The 25,032-nt window shown below is 70.6% G+C and carries 25 protein-coding genes and 1 pseudogene; 16 read left to right on the forward strand and 10 right to left on the reverse strand.

All coding sequences use genetic code 11. The features are described 5' to 3' along the window. The first annotated feature begins 92 nt into the window (after window positions 1-92). Both ACYSUO_RS02505 and ACYSUO_RS02510 read left to right on the forward strand, forming a co-directional pair. On the forward strand, window positions 93-2,375 hold the full coding sequence (locus ACYSUO_RS02505; protein ID WP_461774306.1) for a glycoside hydrolase family 3 N-terminal domain-containing protein: 2,283 nt from the start codon (window positions 93-95) through the stop codon (window positions 2,373-2,375). A 22-nt stretch (window positions 2,376-2,397) separates the two neighbouring features. Continuing rightward, window positions 2,398-3,177, forward strand: coding sequence for a crotonase/enoyl-CoA hydratase family protein (locus ACYSUO_RS02510; protein WP_461774307.1), 780 nt, complete (start codon window positions 2,398-2,400; stop codon window positions 3,175-3,177). 74 nt (window positions 3,178-3,251) lie between these two features. Here ACYSUO_RS02510 and ACYSUO_RS02515 read toward each other — a convergent pair. Next, a pseudogene (locus tag ACYSUO_RS02515) lies at window positions 3,252-3,749 on the reverse strand (GNAT family N-acetyltransferase); the annotation flags it as partial. A gap of 153 nt (window positions 3,750-3,902) precedes the next feature. Between ACYSUO_RS02515 and ACYSUO_RS02520 the strand changes: the two are divergent. The 4 genes from ACYSUO_RS02520 to ACYSUO_RS02535 all read left to right on the forward strand — a co-directional run bounded on the left by ACYSUO_RS02520 (window position 3,903) and on the right by ACYSUO_RS02535 (window position 6,399). Then, window positions 3,903-4,727: an SAM-dependent methyltransferase gene (locus ACYSUO_RS02520; protein WP_461774308.1), complete on the forward strand. Its 825-nt coding sequence runs from the start codon at window positions 3,903-3,905 to the stop codon at window positions 4,725-4,727. Between the two features lie 134 nt (window positions 4,728-4,861). Beyond that, window positions 4,862-5,038, forward strand: a complete 177-nt coding sequence (locus ACYSUO_RS02525; RefSeq protein ID WP_461774309.1) for a hypothetical protein — start codon at window positions 4,862-4,864, stop codon at window positions 5,036-5,038. Between the two features lie 292 nt (window positions 5,039-5,330). Next, a complete protein-coding gene (locus ACYSUO_RS02530) occupies window positions 5,331-5,525 on the forward strand; it encodes a CsbD family protein (protein ID WP_461774310.1) in 195 nt (64 codons plus the stop codon). Window positions 5,526-5,871: 346 nt separating this feature from the next. Continuing rightward, the gene (locus ACYSUO_RS02535) at window positions 5,872-6,399 is read left to right on the forward strand and encodes an MmpS family transport accessory protein (protein ID WP_461774311.1); all 528 of its coding nucleotides are present in this window, start codon (window positions 5,872-5,874) and stop codon (window positions 6,397-6,399) included. A 93-nt stretch (window positions 6,400-6,492) separates the two neighbouring features. Here ACYSUO_RS02535 and ACYSUO_RS02540 read toward each other — a convergent pair whose 3' ends face one another. From ACYSUO_RS02540 to ACYSUO_RS02550, 3 genes are all read right to left on the reverse strand, one after another. Further along, window positions 6,493-6,648: a hypothetical protein gene (locus tag ACYSUO_RS02540; RefSeq protein ID WP_461774312.1), complete on the reverse strand. Its 156-nt coding sequence runs from the start codon at window positions 6,646-6,648 to the stop codon at window positions 6,493-6,495. Beyond that, window positions 6,645-6,953 carry a hypothetical protein gene (locus ACYSUO_RS02545; protein ID WP_461774313.1) on the reverse strand — a complete coding sequence of 103 codons (309 nt, stop codon included), beginning with the start codon at window positions 6,951-6,953 and terminating at the stop codon, window positions 6,645-6,647. The genes ACYSUO_RS02540 and ACYSUO_RS02545 overlap by 4 nt, the downstream gene beginning before the upstream one ends. 187 nt (window positions 6,954-7,140) lie before the next feature. After that, window positions 7,141-8,052 carry a YceI family protein gene (locus tag ACYSUO_RS02550; protein WP_461774314.1) on the reverse strand — a complete coding sequence of 304 codons (912 nt, stop codon included), beginning with the start codon at window positions 8,050-8,052 and terminating at the stop codon, window positions 7,141-7,143. 279 nt (window positions 8,053-8,331) lie between these two features. On the opposite strand from ACYSUO_RS02550, the gene ACYSUO_RS02555 reads away from it, so the two are divergent. The 8 genes from ACYSUO_RS02555 (at window position 8,332) to ACYSUO_RS02590 (ending at window position 17,204) form a co-directional block, all read left to right on the forward strand. Beyond that, window positions 8,332-9,549, forward strand: a complete 1,218-nt coding sequence (locus tag ACYSUO_RS02555) for a hypothetical protein (RefSeq protein ID WP_461774315.1) — start codon at window positions 8,332-8,334, stop codon at window positions 9,547-9,549. Beyond that, a complete protein-coding gene (locus ACYSUO_RS02560) occupies window positions 9,546-10,718 on the forward strand; it encodes a hypothetical protein (protein ID WP_461774316.1) in 1,173 nt (390 codons plus the stop codon). The genes ACYSUO_RS02555 and ACYSUO_RS02560 overlap by 4 nt, the downstream gene beginning before the upstream one ends. 147 nt (window positions 10,719-10,865) lie before the next feature. Then, a complete protein-coding gene (locus tag ACYSUO_RS02565) occupies window positions 10,866-12,029 on the forward strand; it encodes an ROK family protein (protein ID WP_461774317.1) in 1,164 nt (387 codons plus the stop codon). 33 nt (window positions 12,030-12,062) lie between these two features. Beyond that, window positions 12,063-13,328 (forward strand): ABC transporter substrate-binding protein, encoded by a 1,266-nt coding sequence (locus ACYSUO_RS02570; protein ID WP_461774318.1) that lies wholly within the window; start codon window positions 12,063-12,065, stop codon window positions 13,326-13,328. Beyond that, window positions 13,328-14,296: a carbohydrate ABC transporter permease gene (locus tag ACYSUO_RS02575; protein ID WP_461774319.1), complete on the forward strand. Its 969-nt coding sequence runs from the start codon at window positions 13,328-13,330 to the stop codon at window positions 14,294-14,296. Before ACYSUO_RS02570 ends, ACYSUO_RS02575 begins: the two co-directional genes overlap by 1 nt. After that, window positions 14,289-15,125 carry a carbohydrate ABC transporter permease gene (locus tag ACYSUO_RS02580; RefSeq protein WP_461774320.1) on the forward strand — a complete coding sequence of 279 codons (837 nt, stop codon included), beginning with the start codon at window positions 14,289-14,291 and terminating at the stop codon, window positions 15,123-15,125. Before ACYSUO_RS02575 ends, ACYSUO_RS02580 begins: the two co-directional genes overlap by 8 nt. Before the next feature lie 37 nt (window positions 15,126-15,162). Continuing rightward, window positions 15,163-16,179 (forward strand): Gfo/Idh/MocA family protein, encoded by a 1,017-nt coding sequence (locus tag ACYSUO_RS02585; RefSeq protein ID WP_461774321.1) that lies wholly within the window; start codon window positions 15,163-15,165, stop codon window positions 16,177-16,179. Continuing rightward, a complete protein-coding gene (locus ACYSUO_RS02590; RefSeq protein ID WP_461774322.1) occupies window positions 16,176-17,204 on the forward strand; it encodes a Gfo/Idh/MocA family protein in 1,029 nt (342 codons plus the stop codon). The genes ACYSUO_RS02585 and ACYSUO_RS02590 overlap by 4 nt, the downstream gene beginning before the upstream one ends. Window positions 17,205-17,236: 32 nt before the next feature. Here the strand turns inward: ACYSUO_RS02590 and ACYSUO_RS02595 are convergent, their stop codons facing one another. Both ACYSUO_RS02595 and ACYSUO_RS02600 read right to left on the reverse strand, forming a co-directional pair. Next, on the reverse strand, window positions 17,237-17,665 hold the full coding sequence (locus tag ACYSUO_RS02595; RefSeq protein ID WP_461774323.1) for a DUF4267 domain-containing protein: 429 nt from the start codon (window positions 17,663-17,665) through the stop codon (window positions 17,237-17,239). An 83-nt stretch (window positions 17,666-17,748) separates the two neighbouring features. After that, window positions 17,749-18,135, reverse strand: coding sequence for a VOC family protein (locus ACYSUO_RS02600; RefSeq protein ID WP_461774324.1), 387 nt, complete (start codon window positions 18,133-18,135; stop codon window positions 17,749-17,751). A 206-nt stretch (window positions 18,136-18,341) separates the two neighbouring features. On the opposite strand from ACYSUO_RS02600, the gene ACYSUO_RS02605 reads away from it, so the two are divergent. Beyond that, window positions 18,342-19,160: an IclR family transcriptional regulator gene (locus ACYSUO_RS02605; RefSeq protein WP_461774325.1), complete on the forward strand. Its 819-nt coding sequence runs from the start codon at window positions 18,342-18,344 to the stop codon at window positions 19,158-19,160. Here the strand turns inward: ACYSUO_RS02605 and ACYSUO_RS02610 are convergent. After that, on the reverse strand, window positions 19,147-20,352 hold the full coding sequence (locus ACYSUO_RS02610) for a cytochrome P450 (RefSeq protein ID WP_461774326.1): 1,206 nt from the start codon (window positions 20,350-20,352) through the stop codon (window positions 19,147-19,149). The two genes, ACYSUO_RS02605 and ACYSUO_RS02610, sit on opposite strands and share 14 nt — an antisense overlap. 159 nt (window positions 20,353-20,511) lie before the next feature. Here ACYSUO_RS02610 and ACYSUO_RS02615 point away from each other — a divergent pair, with 159 nt between their 5' ends. Beyond that, window positions 20,512-21,471 (forward strand): PDR/VanB family oxidoreductase, encoded by a 960-nt coding sequence (locus ACYSUO_RS02615; RefSeq protein ID WP_461774327.1) that lies wholly within the window; start codon window positions 20,512-20,514, stop codon window positions 21,469-21,471. Between the two features lie 48 nt (window positions 21,472-21,519). Here ACYSUO_RS02615 and ACYSUO_RS02620 read toward each other — a convergent pair whose 3' ends face one another. The 3 genes from ACYSUO_RS02620 to ACYSUO_RS02630 are packed head-to-tail and all read right to left on the reverse strand — an operon-like array spanning window position 21,520 to window position 24,931. Next, a complete protein-coding gene (locus ACYSUO_RS02620) occupies window positions 21,520-23,184 on the reverse strand; it encodes an HAL/PAL/TAL family ammonia-lyase (RefSeq protein WP_461774328.1) in 1,665 nt (554 codons plus the stop codon). After that, a complete protein-coding gene (locus ACYSUO_RS02625; RefSeq protein WP_461774329.1) occupies window positions 23,181-24,677 on the reverse strand; it encodes a sodium:solute symporter family protein in 1,497 nt (498 codons plus the stop codon). Before ACYSUO_RS02625 ends, ACYSUO_RS02620 begins: the two co-directional genes overlap by 4 nt. Beyond that, window positions 24,674-24,931, reverse strand: a complete 258-nt coding sequence (locus ACYSUO_RS02630; RefSeq protein WP_461774330.1) for a DUF3311 domain-containing protein — start codon at window positions 24,929-24,931, stop codon at window positions 24,674-24,676. Before ACYSUO_RS02630 ends, ACYSUO_RS02625 begins: the two co-directional genes overlap by 4 nt. Between the last annotated feature and the right edge of the window lie 101 nt (window positions 24,932-25,032).

A 25,032-nucleotide genomic window follows, 5' to 3' on the forward strand; every position in this document is an offset into this window, starting at 1 on the left:
AGGTAACCGGAACGTAACTTCGCTTCAATTCTTGTGGCCATTACACGAGTTGTGGGCCCGTCACGGGGTCCGCTCTATCGGGAAGCGAAGGCATGCCGGAGCTACGCAGACGTACCCTGCTGTCCGCGATCGGTGTCACCGCGGCCGCGGGCACCGTCACCACCAGCCAGACCGCCACCGCATACGCGGCCACCACGGGCCCCACCGCCCCGCACACGAGCTACGAGGGCAAGATCCAGAGCCTCCTCGCCCGTATGACTCTCGAAGAGAAGCTGGGCCAGCTCCAGCAGCTCCCCTGGTCCTACGACCTCAATCCGGGCTCCGGCACGACGAAGGCGGTCGAGGACGCGGCGCGGGCCGGGCGGGTCGGCTCGGTGTTCAGCATCTTCGGCGCCAAGACCACCAACGAGCTGCAGCGCATCGCCGTGGAGGAGTCCCGGCTCGGCATCCCGCTGCTTCTCGGCCTCGACGTCATCCACGGCTTCTGGACCAACTTCCCGATCCCGCTCGCCCAGGCGTCCAGCTTCGACCCGGACGTGGCCCGCTCGGACGCCGAGGTGTCCGCCAAGGAGGCCCGCTCCAACGGCGTGCACTGGACGTTCGCGCCGATGATGGACGTCACGCACGAGCCGCGCTGGGGCCGGATCGCCGAGGGCAACGGCGAGGACCCGTATCTGACCGCGAAGTTCGCGGCGGCCAAGGTGAAGGGCTACCAGGGTTCGGGCTACGGCTCGAAGGACACCGTCGCGGCGTGCGCGAAGCACTTCGTGGCGTACGGCGGCGCGGAGGGCGGCCGCGACTACAACACGGTCGACGTGTCCGAGTCGCGCCTGCGCAACCTCTATCTCCCGCCGTTCAAGGCGGCGTTGGACGCCGGCGTGGCCACCGTGATGGCCTCCTTCAACACCATCAGCGGCGTCCCTGCGCACGGCAATCCGCACACGCTCACCGACATCCTCAAGAAGGAGTGGGGATTCGAGGGGCTTGTCGTCAGCGACTACACCGGCGTTCAGGAGTTGATCGCGCACGGCTTCGCCGAGGACGGCGCGGACGCGGCCCGGCTCGCCCTCAACTCCGGTGTCGACATGGAGATGACCAGCACCAACCTCCTCACCAACGGCAAGAAGCTGCTGCGCGCCGGGAAGATCAAGGAGCGGCGGATCGACGAGGCGGTGGCGAGCGTGCTCCGCCTCAAGTACGAACTCGGCCTGTTCGACGACCCGTACGTGGAGGAGTCGAAGGCGATCAGCGAGCCCTCGGCGGACGCCCGCAAGGCGGCGCGCACTGCGGCGTCCCGCTCGATGGTCCTGCTGAGGAACGAGCAGGGCGCGCTCCCGTTGAAGAAGTCGCTCAAGTCCCTTGCTGTGGTGGGGCCGTTCGGCGACTCCTCGGATCTGCTCGGTACGTGGGTGGTGCCCGCGTCGGCCGAGAAGTTCCCTTCGGTGAAGGTGCTCGACGCGGTGAAGAAGGCGGCGCCGGGCGCCAAGGTCACGTACGCGCGCGGCGTCGACCCGGAGGGCAAGGACACGGACGGCATCGCGGACGCGGTCACCGCCGCCAAGTCCGCCGACGTCACGATCGTGGTCGTCGGCGAGCCGCCGTCGATGAGCGGCGAGGCCGCGGCCCGCAGCGACATCTCGCTGCCGGGCGCGCAGGAGAAGCTGATCGCGGCGATCGCCGGGACCGGCAAGCCGTTCGTGGTGGTCCTGGTGGGCGGCCGGCCGTTCACCGTCGGCGACTGGCTGGAGAGCGCCCCGGCCGTACTTGAGGCCTGGCACCCCGGCATCGAGGCGGGCAACGCGATCGCGGACGTCCTGTTCGGCACGGTGAACCCCGGCGGCAAGCTGCCGGTGTCCTTCCCGCGCACGACCGGCCAGATCCCGATCCACTACAACCACGAGTCGACGGGCCGCCCGTACGACAAGGACAACAAGTACACGTCGAAGTACCTCGACCTGCCGCCCACCCCGCAGTTCCCGTTCGGCTACGGCCTCAGCTATACGTCGTTCGCCTTCGGCACACCGAAGCTGAGCCGCTCCTCGATCCCGGCGGGCGCCCTGCGCAAGGGGGACACCTTCGAGGTGTCGGTCGAGGTCCGCAACACCGGCTCGCGCTCCGGCGACGAGGTGGCGCAGCTGTACGTGCGCGATGTGGCGGCGTCCCTCACTCAACCGGTGCGCAGGTTGCGCGGGTTCAAGCGGGTCACGCTGGACGCGGGCGCGTCGACGACGGTCCGGTTCCAGCTCGGCGCGGAGGACCTCGGCTTCTGGACGAACGACCCCAGCGGCGAATTCCGGGTCGAGGAGGGCACGTTCGAGCTGTACGTGGGGAACAGCTCGACGGCGGATGCGAAGCTGAAGCTCACCGTCAGCTGACACCGTTGCCCCGGAGGTCCTCATGCCGGTCCGCGTCGAACGCGCAGGCCACGTCACCACGGTCGTCCTGTCCCGCCCCGAGGCCCGCAACGCGGTCGACGGGCCGACGGCGGACCGACTGGCCGACGCCTTCCGGGCGTTCGAGGCGGACGAGGCGGCGCGGGTCGCCGTGCTGTGGGGCGAGGGCGGCACGTTCTGCGCGGGCGCCGACCTCAAGGCGATCGGCACGGAGCGCGGCAACCGGGTGGCGGAGGACGGGGACGGGCCGATGGGCCCGACCCGCCTGCGCCTGACGAAGCCCGTCATCGCGGCCGTGGCCGGTCACGCGGTGGCGGGTGGCCTCGAACTCGCCCTCTGGTGCGATCTGCGGGTCGTCGAGGAGGACGCGGTGTTCGGTGTCTTCTGCCGCCGCTGGGGCGTCCCGCTCATCGACGGCGGCACGGTCCGCCTCCCCCGCCTCATCGGCGAGAGCCGCGCGAGCGACCTGATCCTCACCGGCCGCCCCGTCCCGGCACAGGAGGCGTACGAGATGGGCCTCGCGAACCGCCTCGTGCCGCCCGGGAGTTCGCGCGCGGCGGCGGAGGCGCTCGCCGCGCAGATCGCGGGCTTCCCACAGGACTGCCTGCGCAGCGACCGGGCGTCCCTGCGGGAGCAGCACGGCCGGGACGAGGCGGCGGCGATGGGTACCGAACTCCGTTACGGAATGGGCGTGTTGGGCGGAGCGCTCGAAGGGGCGGGCCGGTTCGCGGCGGGGGCGGGGCGGCACGGGGCCTTCGAAGACCAGGGGCCGGAGCGGGACTGAGCGGGAAGGAGGCCGACGGCAGCTGGCCTCACCGGAGCCGACCGAGCTGCGGAGCCCGACCTCAGGCCCTCACCTCACCCGAGCTCAAGAGTCGTCACGCCGAAAACCCGCTCCTCGGCGAACGCCCGGACCGGCCCGGTGTACATCCGGGCCGTCTCGAACCCCGGCACAAGCCCCCGCCCCTCTGCGAGAGCGACCGCCGCCGGGTTCGACGCGGGCACGTCGATGCCGACCGGCCGCCCCGCCGGAGCGAGCGCGCCGAACAGGCCCCGGGCATCGTCCGGCGCGTCCGCGAACAGCGGCCCGATCCGCGGCATGTCCTCCCCTTCGCGCAGCACGCCGTACCCGGTGACGCGACCGCGGACCACGTGCCCCTCTGTGGTCAGCCAGGAGTCGAGGAAACGGGGCCGGTCCGCCGGACAGCAGGCGCTGTCGTACGCGAGGAGTGGCGCAATATCGCCCCCGCCCGCGTGCGCGAGCCCCGCCTTCCAGGTGGCGATACCGTGACCGAGGCCGCGCAGGTCGGGACGGACGAGGTAGCAGCCCAGGAAGGCGTACGCGTCCCCGTAGTTGGGGGACGTCACTCACGCACGGTTTCTCCTGTCTCGGTTTCCACTCCTACCAGCCATCCTCCCCCATTGCACCCACACACTTCGCACACGTACGGCAGGATGCCCGTGCAGACGCTCGAATGTCCCCGGACGACAAGGGAGTTACAGCCACCCATGCCCTCGACGCCCGACACATCCCCCACTCCACCGCGCATCGACACCAGCAGGCCGCACCCGGCGCGGGTGTACGACTGGTACCTCGGCGGCAAGGACAACTATCCGGTGGACGAGGAACTCGGCCGGCAGATCACCACACTGGAGCCGACGGCCAAGTACGCGGCGCGGCACAACCGTTGGTTCATGCACCGCGCGACCCGAATGCTCGCGGCGCGCGGCGGCGTCACCCAGTTCCTCGACATCGGCACCGGCATCCCGACCGAGCCGAACCTGCACCGCATCGCCCAACTCGCGGCGCCCGAGGCGAGCGTGGTGTACGTGGACAACGACCCGATCGTGCTGCGGCACGCGGAGGCGCTGCTGCGCGGCACGCCGGAGGGCGTCACGCGTTACGTCCAGGCCGATGCCCGCGAGCCGGACAGGATCCTCGAACTGGCCAGGGAGATCCTGGACTTCGAGCGCCCGATAGCGGTGTCGTTGATCGCGCTGCTGCACTTCATCCCGGACGAGCAAGGCGCGTACGACATCGTGCGCACCTTCGTGGACGCACTGCCCTCGGGCAGCCACCTGGTCCTGTCGCACGTGGCCGCGGATTACGACCCGGCGCGCACCCAGCAGGCGATCGACATGTATGCGGCCGGCGGGGTCACACTGGCGCCGCGTACACACGAGGAGATGACGAAGTTCTTCACAGGGACCGGACTCGAGCTCGTGGACCCCGGCGTGGTCTGGCTCCCCGACTGGCACCCGGAGTTGGCCGTCGACGAGGACCGGGACGGTTCGCCGGTGCCGATGTACGGGGCGGTGGGCCGCAAAAGCTGAAGTGACCTGAGCCACCGGGCCACTTGAGAGCGACAGGACCCACCGCACCTATACGCATGACGAAACTCACACATGGCGATGCCCACGTGACGGACCGCAGCGAATAGGCGTACGGATCCCCTACGCTCTTTCACATGTCCGCCATCCCAGCCTCACGCACGATCCGGTCCGCCGACGTGGTCAACGAGCAGATTCGTGACCTGTGGGCGCGCACGGGCGGGCGCCTGAACCCCGAGGACCGCGCCGAGTACGAGTCGCTGGTCACCGAGTGGGCGTCCGCGATCGGCAGTGGGGTCGCGCAGCGCGCGTGACCCCACCCCGCGACCGCCGCCGCGGTCAGGACTGCGGACGGGAGCCGTGATTCGCCGCATGCTTGCGGCGGGCCTTCTTCTTCCGACGACGCTTCGAGGACATGGGACCTCCCGGTGCGGAATGGGACATTTCGCCTGTTAACGATTCCACAGGCCCCACGCACCCGCGAGCGGACACCCGACTCCACACCGCGTCACGAATCTCACGCAGCGCAACCGCTCCAGATGCGCCCCTCGCCGAGCCCTCATACCGTTGCGGCAATCCCCCAGCTCAACCACGCAAGGAGCGGTCATGGGCGACAACAGCGCCATGGACAAGGCCAAGGGCAAAGCCAAGGAGATGACCGGCAAGGTCACCGGCAACGACCGGATGAAGACCGAAGGCCAGGCCGACCAGGCCCGCGGCAAGGCCAAGGAAGGCGTCGAACGCGTCCGCGACAAGGCCGAAGGCGTCCGCGACTCCCTGCGGCGTGACGACGACCAGTAACCGGTCTCGTACCGCGCGAGCTTTTCGGGCCGGACGGCTGAGCTTCAGAGCACGTGGGGCAGCCCCGCTCTTCTATACAGAGGAGCGGGGCTGCATCATTCGCCCCCGACATCATCCGGTTGAAGCTTCACACTTTCGTCACAACTCCATCACCCGTCTACCATGACCGCTACATCCGCCCTTACCGTCATGTGTCACCGCACATCACTTGGGGGGCCTCATGTCGTACAACCAACCGCCGCCGCACCAGCCACCGTTCAATGGACCTGTGCCACCCGGTCCCGCAATGCCGGGGCCTGGCTTCCCGCCACCGGCGAACGGTCCGAAGTGGGCGAAGAAGCGGTTCGTGATCCCCGCCGCCTTCGTGATCCTGTTCATCGGTGTCGGCATCGGCGCATCCGGTGGCAGCAGCGAGAAGGCCGTCGCAAGCTCGAAGCCTGCTCCGGCGGTCACGGTGACGAAGACCCCCGCGGCCAAGGGCGAGAAGGCGAAGCCGGCGCCGACCGTGACGGTCACGAAGACGGCCGAGCCGAAGACCGCGGCCCCCGCCAAGAAGCCCGCAGAAAAGCCGGTCGAAGACGAGGCCCCGTCGGGGAAGGTCGTGTTCAAGGTGTGGGGGTCCGCTCCCGCGGGCGTCGACACGATGTACGGCAGCGACAGCGACAGCCGGGACGGCTCGGGCCTGCCGATGACGAAGACGCTGTCCGTCAACGACGATGCCCTGTACTTCCATGTGTCGGCGCAGTTGCAGGGTGGCGGGGACATCAACTGTTCCGTCACGGTCGACGGCCACACCAAGAAGGGGCACGCGTCCGGCAGCTACAACATCTGCACGGCGCAGGTGAACAGCAACTTCACGGGCGGCTGGGACTAGCGCCGGGCTTGACGAAGCGCCCCGCACCCTGCCCGCCGGGCCACCCCGCCCTGGGCGTGGTCCTGAGGGGGGCGAGTCGCTCGTTGGGGCTGGTCAGTCGGCGAGCGGGTCAGTGATCTCGACGACGGTGACCCGCTCGGGCTCGGTGGGGAGCCGGTCGAAGAGAGCGATGAGTTCGGCTTGGTCGCCCACCGGGAGCCCTGCGATCTGGCGCCGAATACTGGGTGGGATGACAAGCTCGTACGTCACGCTGCGTTGGTCTGTCGCTTCGCAACGTTGTCCCGCAGCTGGTTGAGGAAGTCCTCGGTACCCCCGTCGTCCTCGTACTCCGAGGACAGCTCACCGCCATGGTCGCGCGCGTACTCAAGAATGCTGTCGAGCCGCGGCACAGTCTCATCGCGCCACTGTTCGACGAAGCGCTGCCAGCGGGCGAGGACGTCGGGGAGATCGGGAAGCGGGGTGAGGTTGACCTCGCGGAGGAACGTCTGCCGGGTGTCGGCTGCGGGGATGGCGTGGGCGATGGCGTCAATGGTCCACGGCTGGTCGCTGCTCATCACTGCCTCCTCGCGCCGGCGCTCGTTGCGGTGCAATGAGTTATGCGTTACGAGCGTAGCGCTTGCCCGGCCAGGCGGGCGGCCGGGCGGCGGTTTCGTGCGTGACGGTCCGGATCCCGTCACGCACACTCGTGTCATGACGCCGGAGGCGGACGGCCGGGGCCGGGCGGCCCGCAGGCCGGCGCGCCTACTCCGGCGGCGTCGGCGTGTCCTCGCTGCGGTACATCGCCTGGAGGTCCATTTCGAGCTTGACCGTGGGGCCGACGACCGCGATGCCCTTGGCGAGCATGGTGCGCCAGTTCAGCGTGTAGTCCTCGCGGTGGAGTTCCGCCGTGGCGAGGGCCGCGCAGCGCAGTTCCTCGGCGTAGCCGCCGTTGACGACGCCGAGGTAGCCCGTTTCGAGGTCGACCGTGCGGCTCACGCCGTGCATGGTGAGCGCGCCCTGGACGGTCCACTTGGAGCCGCCCCGGTAGATGAAGCGGTCCGAGCTGAAGTGGATGTACGGGTAGTTCTCGACATCCAGGAAGTCGGCGGAGCGCAGGTGGTTGTCACGGGTGTTGTTGCCCGTGGTGATCGACGCGGCGTCGATGCGGACGTCGACCCGCGAGTCCGCCATGTCGGGCGCGATCTGGATGCCGCCCTCGAAGCGCGTGAAGCGACCGTGGACGTGGGCCATGCCGACGTGCTTCGCGATGAAGCGGATCGCGGTGTGCGGCGGGTCGAACATCCAGGTGCCGGGCTGCGGCAGCTCCGGCGAGCGGCCGACGTGCAGCTGGATCCCGGTGAGCGGCAGTGTCTCGCCCGCGACGACCTCGACCGTCTGCTGGAACGGCTCCAGACCCTCGGCGGCTATCAGGACGCTGTAGCGGCCGGGTTCCAGCGTGACGAAGAGCCGGCCGAAGGGGTCGGTCGTGGCCTTCACCGAGACGCGGCCGGTCTGCGACTGAGTCACCGTGACATCGGCGCCCGGCATGGGCTGACCGAACGGGTCGGTCACCTCGCAGTGCACGCCGCCCGCACCCTGCGGCATGGAGTGGACGGGTCCGCCACCCCGCCCTGCGGAACCGGCGCTCTTACGGCGGAACAATGCGAGGGGCATGAGGGGCCTTTCTTGGACATGTGACACGAGCGCGCCCACCTTGCCATGCGCCCCGCCTGCCCAAATGGGGCGGAGTCGCGTATTCCGGCAAGCGGGAACCCGCCAATTCACAAGACCCACACCTTTCCGACGCCACCCGCCCCCTGGACGTCACGCCCCTCCTCTCCCTCCCCGCGTGTGTTCACGGGTTCTCCGCAAAGCGTTGACGAAGCACGAAGCGCTCTGGCAGGGTCGCGACCCGGCGCCACCCCCACGTGGGACCGAGGAGATCCCCACCCGATGAAGTCAAGGCACACCCCCGCTCGCAGGACCGCGGCCCGCACGCCCGCCCTGCGGCGCTTCGCCGAGACACACTGGGCCAGGGAGCCGGTGGTCGTCCCCGACGCCCCGACGCCGGGCCTCGACCCGGCCGACGCCCACGCACTCCTCCTGGCGGCGGCCGCACAGCCGGATCCCGTACCCCTGCAACTGGCCACGGCCGACGGTGTGCTGTGCGAACCGGGTCCCCTGCTGCCCGGCCCCGCCGACCGGAACCTCGACGGCTACGTCGCCCGCCTCGCCTCCGCGCCCCAGCTCGGCGGCGACGGCTGGCTGCTGACCGCCGCCGATCCGCTGCACCGGGACTTCTCGGCGTGGTCACGGGTACGGGACGCGCTCGCCGGGCTCTGGCAGTACGTCGGGTGGCCCGCGGTCCCGGTGACCGCGGAGCTGGCCGTCGGCGACCGGCACCACTCCGCCACCGAGGCGGGCGACCCCGGCGCCGCGTCCCTCACCTGGGTCGTCGACGGCGAGCTGACCGTACGGGTGCGCCCCGAACACACCGGGACCGAGTACGAACTCCGGGCCAGTGCCGGTGACTTGGTGCACTGGCCCGCCGGGAGCCGACACCTCGATCACCGTACGGGACCGTGCACGACGCTCCGGGTGAGTGTGCCCGCCCGGACGGCCTCGGCCCTGCCGCCGGTCCTGGACACCGTCAGCGGGCTGATGCGAAGACGCAGTCCGCGCCCGGACACCCCCGTGACGCTCCCCCATCCGTTGCCCACGCGCGCCGACGGTCGACTGGCGGTACCGACCCGACTCACCGACTCCGCCCGCCTGTTCACGGACACCCTCGCCGATCCGGACACCGAGCGGGACCTGCTCGCCCACTGGGCCGGGCTGCGCTCCGCCGCGGGCCTGAACCCGGCGCCCGCGCCACGCCCCGCCGTGCCCCTCACCTCCCGCCACCGATTACTGCGCATCGGCGAGATCATCCGGGTCGCCACCGGGACGGACGACGCGCTGTGGGCGGCGAACGGACATGTCTGGCGGGTGCGGGGACGCGCGGCCGACCGCGTACTCGGCTGCCTGCGCACGACACACCAAGACACCACCGTGGCCGACCTGGCCCGCGCATCGGGGCTGTCCGACCGCTCCCCCCAGCTGCACGGTGTGCTCCGCGAGCTGTGCCGTTCGCGGGCCCTCGCGGTCACGTCCCCGGACCCGCACCGGTGACGGCGGGCGCCACCACCCCGATCGACGTCCTCGGACCCGTCGGCCGGTCGGTCGACTGGCAACGCCTCGCGGCGGACCACTGGGACCGCCGGCCCGCGCTGCTCCGCCCGGTCCGCACTCCAGAACGAACCGCGCCTTTCAACCCCCACGAGGTCTTCGAGAGCGCCGTCGCCGCCGCACACCACACCACGGCGGACACGGACGAACGGGTCCGGTTCGCGGTGGGTACGCGCCTCCTCAGCGACCCCGGTGATCTCCTGCCCCGGCCGGAGGACGGCTCCTTCGCGGCCTACGACCGCCGCCTGGCACGACAGTTGAGCGACACCCCCTTCGCCCTCGTCGTCCGGCAGCTGCACGCGGGACACCATCCGCTGTGGGCCAGGGAGCGGACCTTCCTCGCCGGCCTGTGGGACGCGGTCGGCCAGCCCCTGGCACCCATCGGCACGACGCTGTGCCACGGAACGCCCGAGCCGCCACCACGCCCCTCGCCCTCCCACCACCGCGCAGCAACGTTCCTCTACGTCCTCCACGGCCGCCCGCGGTTCCACCTCACAGGCCCCGGGGACCGACACTGGACGGCCACCACGGTCCCGGGCGACCTGCTCTACTGGCCCGCCGACCACGAGCACACCGTCCACGTGCCCCGCTCCCCCGCCACGACCGTGCGCATCTCCGTCCCGCGCGCCCCCTCGCCGCTCATCAGCCATTCCTCCCCGCACGGGACGTGGGGCGCCGTCGACACCCTCGTACCGCACGGCGAGACGCCCGACGACCTGCCCGACACCCTGCCCCCTGCCCTCGCCGCGGCGCTCGACCACCTCCGCCGAGAGGCCCGACCCGCGCCGCTCCAACGGCGCCTGGCCCACGAGGTGTTGCGGCACGCCACGGACGGCGGCCTGCGCCCGGCCCCTGCACCCACCCGGCCCGGCTACTTCACCGACGACGACGCGGTGCGGGCCACGGAGCGCGTGGTGTGGATGCCGGCCGGCGGGCACCGCCTGGTCGCGGCGTGCGGACACGTGACGCGGACCGGCATGACTGCGCGCGAACTGGGCGCGCTGATCGGCCGCTTGAACGGAGGCGAGACCCTCCCGGTGGGCGAACTGACACCCCCCGCACGCCGCTTACTGGCCCGCCTCTCCGCATTCCGCGCCGTGGAACGCCTGTAGCCCCCATCCCAACCCCACCCCAATCCGCAGGACTTCTGCAAAATTCTCGTACGCACGGGGTTCCCCGCCCTCCGCCCCTATGCAACAGTCCTGCACAACCGGACCGACGACATCGACGACACCGACGACGCGGCGGAGGCACAGTCCATGGCGGGGCACGACCGGGCGCGCGGGCACGACCTCGCGGCCCTTCGCGGACTCAACACCGCTGTGGTGCTGCGGGCGTTGCGCCAGGAGAGCCCGCAGACGGTCAGCCGGCTCACCGGCTCCACCGGCCTGTCCCGGCCCACGGTCGAGGCCCTGGTAGAGGAACTGACCGCACAGGGCTGGATCGCGGAGACGACCGCGCCGCCCGCCGTACGCTCCCCGGGGCGGCCCGCGCGCCGCCTCCGGTTCCGGGCCGAGGCAGGGCACGTCGTCGGCGTCGACATCGGCCTCAAGAAGCTGGTGCTGCTTCTGGCCCGCTTGGACGGCGAGATCGTCGCGCGCCACCGCGAGGACTTCCCCGCGGACCTGACCGGCGCGGAACGCATCGAGCTGCTGCGCACCAGGCTGCGCGCCTTCCTCGCCGACCACAGGCTCGGCCCGCACGACGTGTGGTCCGTCGGCATCGGCGTGCCGGGCATGGTCGACGACACCGGCCGGATCCGCTCGGTGATCGTCCCGGACTGGACCGACCTGGACCTGGCGCGCCGCCTCGCGGACGAACTCCCCTGCCCGGTCCTGGTCGAGAACGACGTAAACCTGGCGACGCTCGCCGAGCACTGGCAGGGCGCCGCGGAACTCGCGGACGACGTGGCGTGCGTGCTCGTGGGGCGGCGCATCTCGTGCGGCGTGATGATCGACGGGCGCCTGCACCGAGGGCGCCGCGGTGGCGCGGGCGAGCTGGGCATCCTGCCGCAACTCGGCCTGAACGAGGCCGGGGACGCGCTCGGCTGGGACGGCGACCGGCTGCCCGGCGAATCGGAGACCGACGCGCTCGCACGCGCCGTCCGCGCCGAGCACCCGAAGGCCCTCGCCGTCCTGGACCGCTACCTCGCCGGGGTCGCACCCGGCATCGCCGCCCTCGTCCTCGCCCTGGACCCCGAACTCCTCGTCCTGTCCGGCGCCCTGTCCCCGGTCGGCGACCCCCTGGGCCCCCTCCTCGCCGCCCACCTCTCCCCCCTGACCCTCCACGTCCCCCGCATCGCGGTCAGCGCCCTGGGCCGCGAGGGCGTGGCACTCGGCGCGGTCCGCCACGCCCTGGACGAGGCGGACACCCGTCTGCTCGACGGGGCGGGGGCTTCGCGCCCGTCGTCCCCCGCCCACTGACACCTCCCGCACACCTACCGACCGGAGGCGCGCATGCGCAGGAGAAGTCTTCTCGCCGGTGCCCTCGCGGCGACCCCGTTCGCCGCCGGCTGCAGCGCGAGCGGCGGCGATCCCACCGCCGCCACCGGCGCGGGCCGCACCGCGCTCTCGTACGGCATGTGGGACCCGGCCCAGGTCCCCGGCATGCGGCAGGTCATCCGGGCCTTCGAGCGCGCGAACCCGGACATCTCCGTGGAGATCCAGCTCACCCCGTGGAACTCCTACTGGACGACGCTGCGCACGGCGATGCGGGGCGGCACCGCGCCCGACGTGTTCTGGATGAACGCCGTGAACATCAAGCTGTACGCAGCCAATGGCACGCTCGTGCCGCTCGACGAGCACATCGCCCGTGCCCGCACGCCGGTCGGCAAGCATCCCGAGGCACTGGTCGACATCTACAAGTACGGCGGCAGGCAGTACGGGCTGCCGAAGGACTTCGACACGATCGGACTCTGGTACAACAAGGAGCTCTTCGACAAGGCCGGCGTGAAGTACCCGGATTCCTCCTGGACGTGGGACGACCTGCGCGACGCCGCGCGCGAGCTGACCGATCCGAAGCGGCGGGTCTACGGGATCGCCGCCGAGATGGACCGACAGATCAAGTTCTATCCGACGATCTTCGGCGCCGGCGGCTACGTGCTGCGCGACGGCCGCTCCGGGTTCGCCGATCCGCGCTCCATCGAAGGGCTGCGCTTCTGGACCGACCTGGTGGACCGCGGCTGGTCGCCGCCGCAGAGTGCCATGTCGGAGGTCCGGGCGCGCAATCTGTATCTGTCGGAGCAGGTGGCAATGAACTACGACCTGTCGTCGATGGCCTCGTTCATGTACGGGACGCCCGCCATCAAGGACCACGGCGGCGTCGCGGTGCTGCCGAAGGGGCGGGAGCGGGCGACCGTCATCCACGGCCTCGCGAACTGCATCAGCGCCAAGTCCCGCAAGCAGGAGGCGGCCTGGAAGTTCGTGGACTTCATGGCGCGGAGCCGGACGGGCGGGATCCAGGCCGAGGGCGGCGTGACCATCCCGTCGTACGCGGGGACGCAGGACGCCTGGCTGAAGTCGATGCCCGAGTTCGACCTGCGCTGCTTCCTCGACATGGTCGACTACGCGTCCCCGTATCCGAGTTCACGGAACACGGCCGTCTGGGAGGACCTCGAGTATCTGCTGCTCGGAGCGCCGTTCAGCGGCAAGGGCGGCATCGAGGGCGCAGCCCGCACGCTCGCGAAGCAGATGGACCGGGCGCTCGACGAGGAGGACAACTGATGGCCGTGTTCCCGTCGACGGCCGCCGCGGAGGCGGAGGGCTGCAGCAGGAAACCTCGTACGAAGGCGGGGCGCGAGGGCACCACGCGCGGGCCCAACTCCCGCACTCAGAAGGCCGCGTACGTCTTCATCGCGCCGATCGGGCTCGGCTTCCTGCTGTTCTACCTCTGGCCGATGCTTCAGACCTTCGGCTTCAGCTTCACCCACTTCGGACCGTTCGGCGGCAACACGTGGACCGGCGGAGAGAACTACGCGCGCGTGCTGCAGGACGTCACCGTGTGGCGGGCCATCGGCAACACGCTCCTGTACGGGGCGATCGGGCTGCTCACGCTGCCGCTGTCGATCGCCGTCGCGGCCCTGCTGAACCGGCGCGGTCTGCGCGGCGTCGCCGTCTACCGGGCCCTGTACTTCATCCCGTTCGTGACGCTCCCGGTCGCCGTCGGCCTGGTGTGGAACTGGCTCTACAACGGCAACTTCGGCCTGCTGAACGAGGTGTTGTCGTGGTTCGGTGTGTCGCGGCACTTCTGGGCCTCGGACCCGTCGACCGCGCTGTGGGCGATCGGGGTCGTCGCCGTGTGGCAGAGCGTCGGCTACTACTTGATCATCTTCATCGCGGGGATCAAGGGCATTCCGCAGGACTACTACGAGGCCGCCGAGCTGGACGGGGCGGGCCCGGTGCGCCGGTTCTTCACCATCACGATCCCGCTGCTGAGCCCGAGCATCTTCTTCGCCGCCGTCATCTGCGTGATCAACTCGCTCCAGATGTTCGACCTCATCTACGTGATGATGAGCCCCATGAACCCGGCGCTCGGGTCCACGCAGTCCGTCGTCAGCCTCTTCTACCAGTGGGCGTTCCAGCAGAACAACCAGGGCGCCGCGGCGGCCCTGGCCTTCCTTCTGATGCTGCTCACGGCGGCCCTGACGTTCCTCCAGTTCCGGCTCCAGAAGAAGTGGGTGCACTATGCGTGACTCGCTGCGCCGCGTGAACGGCGGCTCCGTCGCCACGCACGCGCTCCTCTCGCTCGGCGCGCTCGTGATGGTCTTCCCGTTCCTGTGGCAGCTGCTCACGGCGCTGAAGACGCTCCCGGAAGCCGTGCACGTACCGACGACGTTCCTGCCGCAGCAGTGGAACTGGGGCTCCTTCAAGGAGGTGTTCACGGCACTGCCCTACGGGGAGATGCTCGGCAACAGCCTCATCAACACGGTCGGCCGCACCGTGGGGCAGCTGGTGTTCTGCTCGCTCGCCGCGTACGCCTTCGCGCGGATGCGGTTCCGCGGCAAGAACGTGCTGTTCGCGCTGTTCCTGTCGGTACTGCTCGTCCCGTCCTCGCTGCTGATCCTGCCGCAGTACGACATCATCCAGCGGCTCGGCCTGCTGAACTCGCCGCCCGCGCTGTTCCTGCCCGGGATGTTCAGCGCCTTCGGCACGTTCATGCTGCGGCAGTTCTTCCTCTCCCTGCCCCGGGAGCTGGAGGAGGCGGCGCGCATCGACGGCGCTGGCCCCTTCCGCATCTTCTGGTCGATCATGCTGCCGCTGATCCGCCCCGCCCTGGCCGCGCTCGCGGTGATCACGGCGATGTGGTCGTGGAACGACCTGCTGTGGCCGCTCGTCGTGAACACGGATCCGGCGAAGATGCCGATCAGCGCCGGACTGACCTCCCTGGAGGGGCAGTTCGAGACCAACTATCCGGTGATGATGGCCGGTTCGCTGATCGCGAGCCTGCCGATGATCGTCCTCTATCTCTTCCTTCAGCGGCACTTCGTGCAGGGCATCGCCCAGAGCGGCACGAAGGGCTGACCAGAAGGACGAACCGCCCCCTCAGCAAAGGAGCTTCATGGCACGCCTCGACGTGGGCCTGATCGGCGCCGGCGGTATCGCCCGTGCCCATCTGCCCGCCTGGACCGCCCTGGGCGCGCGCGTCACGGTCCTGTCCACCGACGGACATGCGGAGCAACTTGCCGCCAAATACGCCGAGTTCGACGTGACGGCCGTGCAGAGCCTCCCCGAACTCCTCGACCGGTGCACCGTCGTCGACGTGTGCACCCCTACGTATACGCACCGGCAGCTCGTCCTCGACGCGGTCGCCGCGGGCAAGCACGTGGTGTGCGAGAAGCCGCTCTCGCTCGATGTCGCCGGGGCGCAAGAGATGGCCGACGCGGCGCGGGCGGCGGGGGTGTTGCTGTTTCCCGCTCACGTCGTGCGGTACTTCCCTGCGTACGCGGCGCTCGCCGGTGCGGTCGCGGCCGGGGAGATCGGGGTTCCGGCGGTGCTGCGGTTCACGCGGTCCGGGTGCTATCCCGCGTGGGCGCCGTGGTTCTCCGACCCCGCGCTGTCGGGCGGCATTCTCGTCGACCAGATGGTCCACGACCTGGACTTCGCGCGGCTGCTCGCCGGTGACCTCGTGCGGGTGCACGCGCAGGTGCGCGGCAAGCAGGACGCGGGCGCGGTCGCGGGGGACGTGGCGACCGGGACCGCGGTCCTCACGCACGCCTCCGGTGCGGTCAGTCATGTGCTGGGGGTGTGGGGGCAGCCCGATCTGCCGTTCCGGACGACGTTCCGGGTCGCGGGGCCCGGCGGGATCCTGGAGCACGATTCCACCGCGCACGTCGGCTTCCGGGTGCTGGCGCAGGGGGCGCGCCGGGCCGGTGAGGGGATTCCGGGCAGTCCGATGACCGAGAGCCCGTATCTGACGGAGCTGCGGGAGTTCGCCGCGGCCGTCGAGGGCGGTCCCGCGCCCCGCGTGACGGCGCGCGACGGCGTCGAGGCCGTGCGGATCGCGTGCGCCGCCGCCGAGTCCGCGCGTACGGGCGAGCCCGTCGAACTGAAGGTGACCGAGGAGGCCGGGCTGTGAAGGGTGTGCGGGGCTTGAAGGTGGGTGTGCTGTCGTTCGCGCATGTGCACGCGGGCGGGTTCGCGCGGCAGCTCGCCGCGATGGACGGGGTGGAGGTGCTCGCGGCCGACCCCGACACTGATCTCGCGGCGCCGGGCGAGGTGCGGGGGAAGGACTTCGCGTCCCGGATCGGCGTCAACTACGTCGATACGTATGAGGAGTTGTTCGCGTGGGGGCCCGACAAGGTCGTGGTCTGCTCGGAGAACGTGCGGCACAGGGCACTGGTCGAACGCGCGGCCGCGCACGGCGTCGATGTGCTGTGCGAGAAGCCGCTCGCCACGACGCCCGAGGACGGCGCGGCGATGGTCGAGGCGTGCCGGGCCGCCGGTGTGCGGCTCGCAGTGGCGCACCCGGTGCGGTTCAGCCCGGCCTATCTCGCGGTGCGCGAGGCGGTACGGGCGGGCACGACGGGTGAGGTGCTCACGGTGGCCGGCGCCAACAACGGCTACATGCCGGGCGCGCGGAGCCGCTGGTTCACCGATCCCGAACTCTCCGGCGGCGGCGCCGTGATGGACCACACCGTGCACGTCGCGGACCTCCTCGACGACCTCTTCGACGGCTCCCCCGCGCGCTCCGTCTACGCGCAGACGAACAACCTGTTGTACGAGGGCCGAGCGGCGGTCGAGACGGCGGGCCTGCTCACGGTGACGTACGCGAACGGGGCCGTCCTCACGCTCGACTGCAGTTGGAGTCAGCCGCAGCACCATCCGGCGTGGGGCGGGCTCTCGATGCAGATCGTGGGCGAGCGGGCGGCGCTGGAGATGGACGCCTTCGACCAGAAGGTGCACGGCTTCAGCGAGACGGCGCGGGCGCCCGTGGAACTCCCGTACGGCGTCGACCTGGACGCGCTGATGCTGCGGTCCTTCCTGTTCGGCGAGGGACCCACGTCTGTGACCGACGGCGAGGCCGGGCTGCGCGCGGTGCGGATCGTGGCGGCGGCGTACGAGTCGGCGCGGACGGGGCGGACGGTGACCATCGCGGGCTAGTCGCTGCAAGCCGCCCCTCGGAGGTGCGGCCGTCAGGCCGGTTGTGCGGCGGACGCCGGGGCGGGAACCTTGCGGGGCTTGCTGGTCTCGCGCAGGACCAGCAGGCCGGTGACCGCGATGAACGCCGCGGTCAGGCCGTGGATACCGACCGCGGCGGCCACGGTGCCGTGGTGGGTCAGGACGTTGATCATGTCGCCGAACGGGGCGACGGCCTCCATCAGTAGGACCCAGCCGAGGGCGCGGCGGTGGCCCGTCACCAGCAGGACGCCGAGGACCAGGCCCATCGCGAATTCGCGCAGGCCCTTCATGACGAGGAAACCGCCGCCGTCACCGGAGGGCCAGGTCGGCAGGCCGACGCCCGGAGCGGACGTCTCGGGGATCAGCATGAAGGACAGCCCGAGGTAGAGAACGAACAGGGTGATGACGGTGGTCAGGACGGTGTTGACGCGCTTCAGTGACATGGTTCCTCTCCTTGACGTTCGGTCTGGGGCGGTTGGCGTTCGGTCCGGGGTGGGGAATCGGCCGGAGTGGGCCGGCGTCGGTCTCACGATCCGGTGCCGCCCCGGGTGAGGATCTCCATGAGGTGCCCGTCGGGGTCGTGGAAGTAGGTGCCCCTGCGGCCTTCGGTGCGCTTGCTGCGATAGACCTGCCCGACCTCTTGGCACGCCGGATCGCCGTAGTGGGTGACCCCGCCGCGCCGGATGCGCGCGAGGGCGGCATCGAACTCCCGCTCACTGACCATGAACGCATAGTGGTGCGGCTCGAAGTCGTCCAACTGGTCGTAGTCCAGGCTGACTTCGTTGGCGAGCGCGACCGGCGTGAAGTGCGCCAACGGCGGGTCGACACGCAGGCCGAGGATGTTGGCCAAGAACTGCGCCGAGGCTTGCGGGTCACGGGAAGGAACGATGGTGTGATTCAGCTCCACGGTCATGGTGACTCCCCCTCAGGGCGCGGACCCCTATTAGGATCTAGCGCCGCTAGATGATGAAACAACGCTAGCTCTGCTGCCGCTCGATTGTCTAGCGCCGCTAGGATCGGTTTTTACGGGACCTGGTTCGAACGGGCCGCCTGATCTACGCTGGCGACGCCGCCGACCGGGCCCACCGACCGGCACACCGGTCCGAGGAGAGAAGGCAGTTGACCAGGGCTGTTCCGCGCAATTCCGCCGCGACGCCGCCACCCGCGCGCCCCGCGGCGTCCGGTGCAGGTGTGTCGTTCCAGCGTGGCCTGAAGGTGCTCATGAGCGTCGCCGAGTCCGGGGAGACCCGCGTCGAGCAGATCGCGGCCGACGCGGGGATACCGGTGAGCACGGTGTACCGATATCTGCGCACGTTGCGGGAGTTGGACCTGGTGGAGGAGCGTTCGGGCACGTACGCACCCGGCTGGCGGCTGCTGGAACTGTCGGGGCAGCATCTGACGCACACCCGGCTCGTGGAGCTCGGGCACCCGCTGTTGCAGGAGTTGACGGACGGCACCGGGGAGACTGCCGTACTCACCGTACGGGTCGGGTCGCAGGCGATGTGTCTGCGCCAGACCCAGTCACCGCACGAGTTCCGTATGGCGTTCCGGATCAACCAGCTGCTGCCGTTGTACGCGGGGGCGGGTCAGCGCATCCTGCTGGCCCACGCACCGCCCCCGGTGATCGACCGGGTCCTCGGCCGGCCGATGCGTACGATCACGGACCGCACGCCCGACCGGGCCCGCCTGGCACGGGAAATGGAGGGCATCCGGGCGAGCGGCTTCCTGATCTCGCAGGGCGAGCTGAACGAGGGCGCGGTCGCCGTCGCGGTGCCGGTGACCGCGATGGGCGAGGTGGTGTGCGCGCTGACCGTGGCCGGGCCCGAACCGCGGTGCGGGCCGACCTGGCGGCGTCAGGCCCGCGCCCAACTGCGGGCGGCGGGCGCGCGCCTCGCGGAGATCCTGGAGCGTGGGGCGGGCGCACTCACGCCGGAGTGACCCGTACCGGCAGGTGCTTCCAGCCGCGCAGCGTGTTGTGCAGGAACGGCACCGCGTCACCGGCCGGCTCCACCGTCCGCACCCGGCGGGCCAGTTCACCGATCAGGACCTCCGCCTCCAGCCGCGAGATGGGCTGGCCCACGCACTGGTGGATACCGAAGCCGAACGCCAGGTGCCCGGAGGCGTCCCGCTCGATCCGATAGGCGTCGGCGTCCTCGCCGAAGCGCCGCGGGTCGCGGTTGGCGGCCCCTGTGAACAGGGCCACCTTGGTGTCCTCGGGGATGCGGACACCGTGGAAGTCGACGTCGCGCGCGGTGGTGCGGAAGAAGGACTGGAACGGTGACTCGTGGCGCAGCGCCTCGTCCACGGCGAACCGGGTCAACTTCGGGTCGGCGTGCAGCAGTCCCCACTGGTCGGGGTTGGCGGACAGGCACCTCATGGTGTTACCGAGGGTGAGCACAGTGGTGTCGAGTCCCGCCGACAGCAGCGCGCGCACCAGGCGGGTCGCCTCGTCACCGGTGATCACGCCCTGGTCGGCGTACTCCCAGATCTGCGCGCCGAGCCCTTCGGGTGTCAGGTTCTCGCGGGCGCAGTTCTCCATGACCCAGTCGACGGTGTGCTCGCCGGCGGCGAAGTACTCGGCGTAGCGGGCGTCTTCGGGGCCGAAGGCGGAGAAGTTCATGGCTCCGTGCGGGAGCAGGTTCTCGGCGCGGCCCTCGCGCGGGATGCCGACGGCGTTGCCGAAGACCTCGATGGGGAACAGTTCCGCCATCTCGGTCACCGCGTCGAACTCCCGCTTGTCCAGGAGTTCGTCGACGAGTTTCTCGGCGTAGGCACGGAACGCGGGGCGCAGCGCACGCACGTTGCGCGGGGAGATGACCCCGGACATGGCGGTGCGCAGCGGCGTGTGCGTCGGCGGATCGGAGTCCAGGATGCCGGCCGGCTTCCACGGGGGTTCCTGGTGGTAGTTGCGCGGCCCGACCCCGGCACCCGAGAGGAACGTCTCGTGGTCGGTGAGGATCTCCCGGCACTGCGCGAACCGCGTGAAGGCATGCACCCCGTAGCGCTCCAGCCACACCGCGGGCCCCGCGTCGCGCATCCGCGTGAACAGCGGGTACGGGTCGGTGAGGTGGGCGTCGTCGTAGGGGTCGTCGGCGAGGTGTGCGACGGGGGTGTCGGCCGGGGCGGACATCTGGCCTCCTGATGCGGCTCGGTGGTGGCAGGCACGGTAGACCGGCGGGCCGTGCGCCGGACACGGGCGTTATCACCTGCTGAGAACCGCTGTTGCCGCGTGCGGCCGGGTTTTTGACGATGCGGTTCACACGGAGATAGAGGACGACATGGAGGAAGCATGCCTGCACAGGAGCACCTGACCGTGACCGTGAAGGAGACACGCTCCGAGGCCGCGGGGGTGCGCTCCCTGGTGCTGGCCGCGCGCGAGGGCGGGTCGCTTCCGGCGTGGACGCCCGGAGCGCATATCGATGTGGTCCTGTCCCGGGACCTGGTCCGGCAGTACTCACTTTCTTCGGGGACGGAGGAGGCCTGCTGGCGGATCGCCGTGCTGCGGGAGCCCGACGGCCGGGGCGGTTCGGCATATCTGCACGACCGGGTCGAGGCGGGCGACACCCTGCTGGTGAGCGCTCCCCGCAACAACTTCGCGCTGGACCTGGACCTGGACACACCACGGCTGGTGTTCGTCGCCGGTGGCATCGGCATCACGCCGATCCTGCCGATGCTCGCGGCGGCCGAACGAGCGGGTGCCGATTGGCAGTTGCTGTATCTGGGACGCAGCGCGGAGAGCATGGCGTTCACCGAGGAACTCACCCGGTACGGCGACCGGGTGCGCCTGCACCGCGATGATGTCTCGGGCATCGCGGACCTCGCCGCGGAGCTCGACGGCATGGGCGCGGCACACGCCCATGTGTACGCGTGCGGCCCGGCAGGGCTGCTCGCCGCGGTGCAGGAGTACGCCGACGCGCGCCCTCAGTCGCAGCTGACACTCGAACGCTTCACCGCGGCGCCGGAGGGCCCCGCACGGGGCGGCGACCGGCCGTTCACGGTGGAGACCGCCGACGGGCAGGAGATCGAGGTGGGCGCCGGGCAGTCCATCGTCGACGCCCTGACGCAGGCCGGCGTGCGCACGCTCACCTCGTGCCGCGAGGGTGTGTGCGGGACGTGCGAGACACCGGTGATCGGCGGCAAACCCGACCACCGCGACCAGCTCCTGAGCGAGGAGGAGCGGGCCGCGGGCGACGTCATGATGATCTGCGTATCGCGGTGCCAGGGGGAACGACTGGTCCTCGATGTGTGACGCCGAGGAACGCCCGGGTACGTACCGCCCGGGCAACCCCCGTACAGATCAGCCCACTTGGGTCACCGCGTCCACGACCGCCCCGGACCTGACGAGGTCGAGCGCCGCGTGCACCCTCGGGTACAGCACGACGTCACGGGTCAGGTGGTCGATCGGCCGCCCGTCGGTGGCCGGTGTGGCGCGCAGCCGGTCGAGGGCGGCGCGCGTGGCGGGGGCGAGGGCCTCCGGGCCACTCCCCTGCTCGGCGAGCCGCAGCTCAAGTGCTTGTCCGGCCATCAACAGTTCCGTGGCGACGACCCCCTCGACATTGGCGACGACCTGGCGGGCGTGTCGCCCCGCGTTGGACGCCATCGAGACATGGTCCTCCTGGTTGGAGCAGGTGGGGATGGAGTCGACGCTGTCCGGGTGCGCGAGTGTCTTGCAGTCGGACACCAGGGCGGCGGCCAGGTACTGCGGCAGCATGTAGCCGCAGTCCATGCCGACCTTCTCGCCGTCGACGAGCATGTCGGGCAGCCCGCGGTTGAGTGTGCCGTCGTTGAGCCGGAACAGGCGGCGCTCGGCGATCGACCCGATCTCGGTGACCGCGATGGACAGGAAGTCCGAGGCGAACGCCAGGTACTGGGCATGGAAGTTGCCGCCGGATACGGCCTTGAGGTCGCGCGGCAGACCGGGCACGACGAGCGGGTTGTCGGTGGCGGCGTTGAGTTCCGTCTCGACGATGCCGTGGACGAAGCCCAGGGTGTCCCGCACCGGCCCGAGCACCTGCGGCACACACCGCAGCGAGTACGCGTCCTGGGGTGGCTGACGTACGGGATCGGTGTCGGCGGCGCCGTCGACGAAGGCGCTGCCGTCGAGGAGTTGACGCAGCCGGGCCGCCGTCGCGATCTGCCCGGGGTGGCCGCGGGCCTCGTGCAGCTGCGGCAGGAAGGCGTCGCCGAAGCCGAGCAGCGCCTCGATGCTCATCGCGGCGGTCACCTCGGCGGTGGCGAGGAGGTTCTCCGCGTCGGCGAGGGCGAGTGCACACAGCGCGGTGGAGTACGAGGTGCCGTTGGTGAGGGCGAGGCCCTCCTTGGCGCCGAGGGCGAGCCGGTCGATCCCGGCGGTGGCCATCGCGGCGCGACCGCTGGTCAACTCGCCCTCGTAATGGGCGAGTCCGCTGTCCTCGTCGGGGTCGATGTCACCGGCAGGGCGGCTGAGGGCGAGGGCGAGGTGGGCGAGCGGGATGAGGTCGCCGCTGGCGCCGAGCGAACCGTACTCAGGGATCGCCGGGTGGACACCGGAGTTGAGCATGGCGAGCAGGGTGTGCACGACGTCGGGGCGTACGCCGGAGTAGCCGCGCGCCAGGCTGGAGGCGCGGATCAGCATGGTGGCGCGCACGACGTCCTCGCCGCAGTGCCGGCCGACGCCACAGGCGTTGGAGACGATGAGTCGGCGGGACAGTTCGACGGCGTCCTCCGCGGTCTCGAAGGCCTGCCGTCCGGCGAGCGAACCGAAGCCGGTGTTCACGCTGTAGACGGGCCGCGCGGCCTCGCCCTCGGTCATGTCGTCGGTGAGCCGCGCGATCCATGCGGCGCTCGGCCCCATGGCCTTCTCGGCTGCCGCGCCGAGTGCGACGGGCCGGTGGTGGCGGGCGACGGCGACGAGGTCGTCGAGGGTGAGCGGCCGGTCGCCGAGGACGAGGGGTGCGGTGGCCGTGGTGTCCGTGGTGGTCACAGGGCGGCTCCTTCCGGGACGGTGGCAGCGGCGGTGGCGGGGCGGGTGTCGTCCCGGTGTCCGGCGCGGTGCCGGGTGGCAGCGCTGACGACGGCGAGTACGAGAATGTTGGCGACCATGGCGACGACACCCACGTCGAGGTCCTGCACCGGCCGCGGCGCCCACGGCAGCAGGCTCGCGCTGGTGGCATCGGTGAGCGTCGTCCAGCTGACGATGGCGACGCCGGTGCACACACCGGCCCAGGCGCCGGCGGTGGTGACCGGATTGCGCCGCCACATCGACGTGACGAGTACCGGGAAGAGCTGGACCACGAACCCGTACGCCATGATCAGCAGCATCGCGATGGCCTCGCCGCCGCGAAAGGTGAGCACGGCGGCGACGAGCGCGAGCACCGGCACGAGGAGACGGCTGAGCCGCCCGACGGTCCGCTCGCTCGTGGCGGGGCGGGCCGTCTGGTAGATGTTCTTCGCGACCAGCATCGCGGCGGACTGCAGCAGCATGGCACCCGGGACGAGCGCGGCGAGCATGCCCGCGACCCCGACGAGCCCGACCAGCCACGGCGGCAGCGCGTCCTTGGCGAGCGACAGCAGCGCGAGGTCCCCGTCCTTGAGACCCGGCACCTTGAGCACGGCGGTGAACCCGATGACGAGGACCATGACCAGGACGATCTGGTACGCGGGTGTGATCACGGCGTTGCGGCGCAGCGCCTTGGCGCTGCGGGCCGCCAGGATGCCGGGCATCATGTGCGGCCACGTACAGATGCCGAGGGCGAACAGCAGGCTGGTGGAGATGTACCACCACACGCTGTACCCGTGGTCCGGGAGTGTCAGGAAGTGCGGGTGGGCGGCGGACAGCGCGTGGAACATGTCACCGAGCCCGCCGTAGTAGTGGATCGGCAGATACAGCCCGAGTCCCACGACAAGGACGAGCATCAGCGTGTCCTTGATGATGGCGTTCCAGGCGGTGCCGCGCAGCCCGGACACCGTGACGTACACGGCGATGACGGCGACCCCGATCCACACGGCGGCGCCCTGCGGGATCCGCCCGTACGAGCACTCGTGGACGATGATGCCGAGCCCCTTGAGCTGCAGCACCAGATAGGGCACGAGGGACACCACGCCGACGACGGCGGTGAGCACGCCGAACCCCTTCGAGCGGTACTTGTGCGCGTACAGGTCCGGGGCGGTGAGCAGCTTGTGGCGGCGGGCGTACGCCCAGATCGGCGGGGCCAGCCAGTAGAAGACGACGTAGCAGATCGACGAGAACATGTAGATCATCGGCCCGCCCATCGAGTAGGCGCCGCCACTGCCCCCGAGGAAGGTGTACGTGGTGAAGTTCTCGCCGGCGGCGAGGAGGAACACGAGCAGACTGCCGAGCCCGCGCCCGCCGACGGACCACTGTTCGAGGTCCATGGTGCGGCCGCGCCGGGCGAGCAGTCCGAGGACGAGTACGAGGACGAACGCGCTGCCGAGGATGGCGAGGGCGGTGTTCATCGGGCGACTCCTTCGGAGGCTACGTCACCGGTGAACTCGCCTGGTTCCGGGGCCTGTTGTTCATCGGGCTCGCGGTTCGCGGGATCGAGGGCGTACACGACGGCCATGACGACGGTGGTGAGCACCACCCACAGGGCGGCCCAGAACACCACCATCGGCAGACCCAGGACGTAGGGCCGCTCGGTATTGACGACGATCAACGACCCGGCGACCGGGACGGCGCTGAGCAGAACGAGGATCCAGCGGCGTGACACGAGACGCGCTCCCTTCCGGACGGACGGGGAATGCTTGCCCGGTGAACGGATCTTGGCAATGGCGGATTCTCACGGTGCAGGAACGGCGAAGCCCGGCACGG

Source organism: Streptomyces sp. UC4497, assembly GCF_054871485.1.

Excerpts from the sequence above, each read along its gene's own strand:
- ACYSUO_RS02505 (WP_461774306.1), top strand. The coding sequence starts at position 93 with ATGCCGGAGCTACGCAGACGTACCCTGCTGTCCGCGATCGGTGTCACC.
- ACYSUO_RS02510 (WP_461774307.1), top strand. The coding sequence starts at position 2,398 with ATGCCGGTCCGCGTCGAACGCGCAGGCCACGTCACCACGGTCGTCCTG.
- ACYSUO_RS02520 (WP_461774308.1), top strand. The coding sequence starts at position 3,903 with ATGCCCTCGACGCCCGACACATCCCCCACTCCACCGCGCATCGACACC.
- ACYSUO_RS02525 (WP_461774309.1), top strand. The coding sequence starts at position 4,862 with ATGTCCGCCATCCCAGCCTCACGCACGATCCGGTCCGCCGACGTGGTC.
- ACYSUO_RS02530 (WP_461774310.1), top strand. The coding sequence starts at position 5,331 with ATGGGCGACAACAGCGCCATGGACAAGGCCAAGGGCAAAGCCAAGGAG.
- ACYSUO_RS02545 (WP_461774313.1), bottom strand. The coding sequence starts at position 6,953 with ATGAGCAGCGACCAGCCGTGGACCATTGACGCCATCGCCCACGCCATC.
- ACYSUO_RS02550 (WP_461774314.1), bottom strand. The coding sequence starts at position 8,052 with ATGCCCCTCGCATTGTTCCGCCGTAAGAGCGCCGGTTCCGCAGGGCGG.
- ACYSUO_RS02555 (WP_461774315.1), top strand. The coding sequence starts at position 8,332 with ATGAAGTCAAGGCACACCCCCGCTCGCAGGACCGCGGCCCGCACGCCC.
- ACYSUO_RS02565 (WP_461774317.1), top strand. The coding sequence starts at position 10,866 with ATGGCGGGGCACGACCGGGCGCGCGGGCACGACCTCGCGGCCCTTCGC.
- ACYSUO_RS02570 (WP_461774318.1), top strand. The coding sequence starts at position 12,063 with ATGCGCAGGAGAAGTCTTCTCGCCGGTGCCCTCGCGGCGACCCCGTTC.
- ACYSUO_RS02575 (WP_461774319.1), top strand. The coding sequence starts at position 13,328 with ATGGCCGTGTTCCCGTCGACGGCCGCCGCGGAGGCGGAGGGCTGCAGC.
- ACYSUO_RS02580 (WP_461774320.1), top strand. The coding sequence starts at position 14,289 with ATGCGTGACTCGCTGCGCCGCGTGAACGGCGGCTCCGTCGCCACGCAC.
- ACYSUO_RS02585 (WP_461774321.1), top strand. The coding sequence starts at position 15,163 with ATGGCACGCCTCGACGTGGGCCTGATCGGCGCCGGCGGTATCGCCCGT.
- ACYSUO_RS02595 (WP_461774323.1), bottom strand. The coding sequence starts at position 17,665 with ATGTCACTGAAGCGCGTCAACACCGTCCTGACCACCGTCATCACCCTG.
- ACYSUO_RS02600 (WP_461774324.1), bottom strand. The coding sequence starts at position 18,135 with ATGACCGTGGAGCTGAATCACACCATCGTTCCTTCCCGTGACCCGCAA.
- ACYSUO_RS02610 (WP_461774326.1), bottom strand. The coding sequence starts at position 20,352 with ATGTCCGCCCCGGCCGACACCCCCGTCGCACACCTCGCCGACGACCCC.
- ACYSUO_RS02615 (WP_461774327.1), top strand. The coding sequence starts at position 20,512 with ATGCCTGCACAGGAGCACCTGACCGTGACCGTGAAGGAGACACGCTCC.
- ACYSUO_RS02625 (WP_461774329.1), bottom strand. The coding sequence starts at position 24,677 with ATGAACACCGCCCTCGCCATCCTCGGCAGCGCGTTCGTCCTCGTACTC.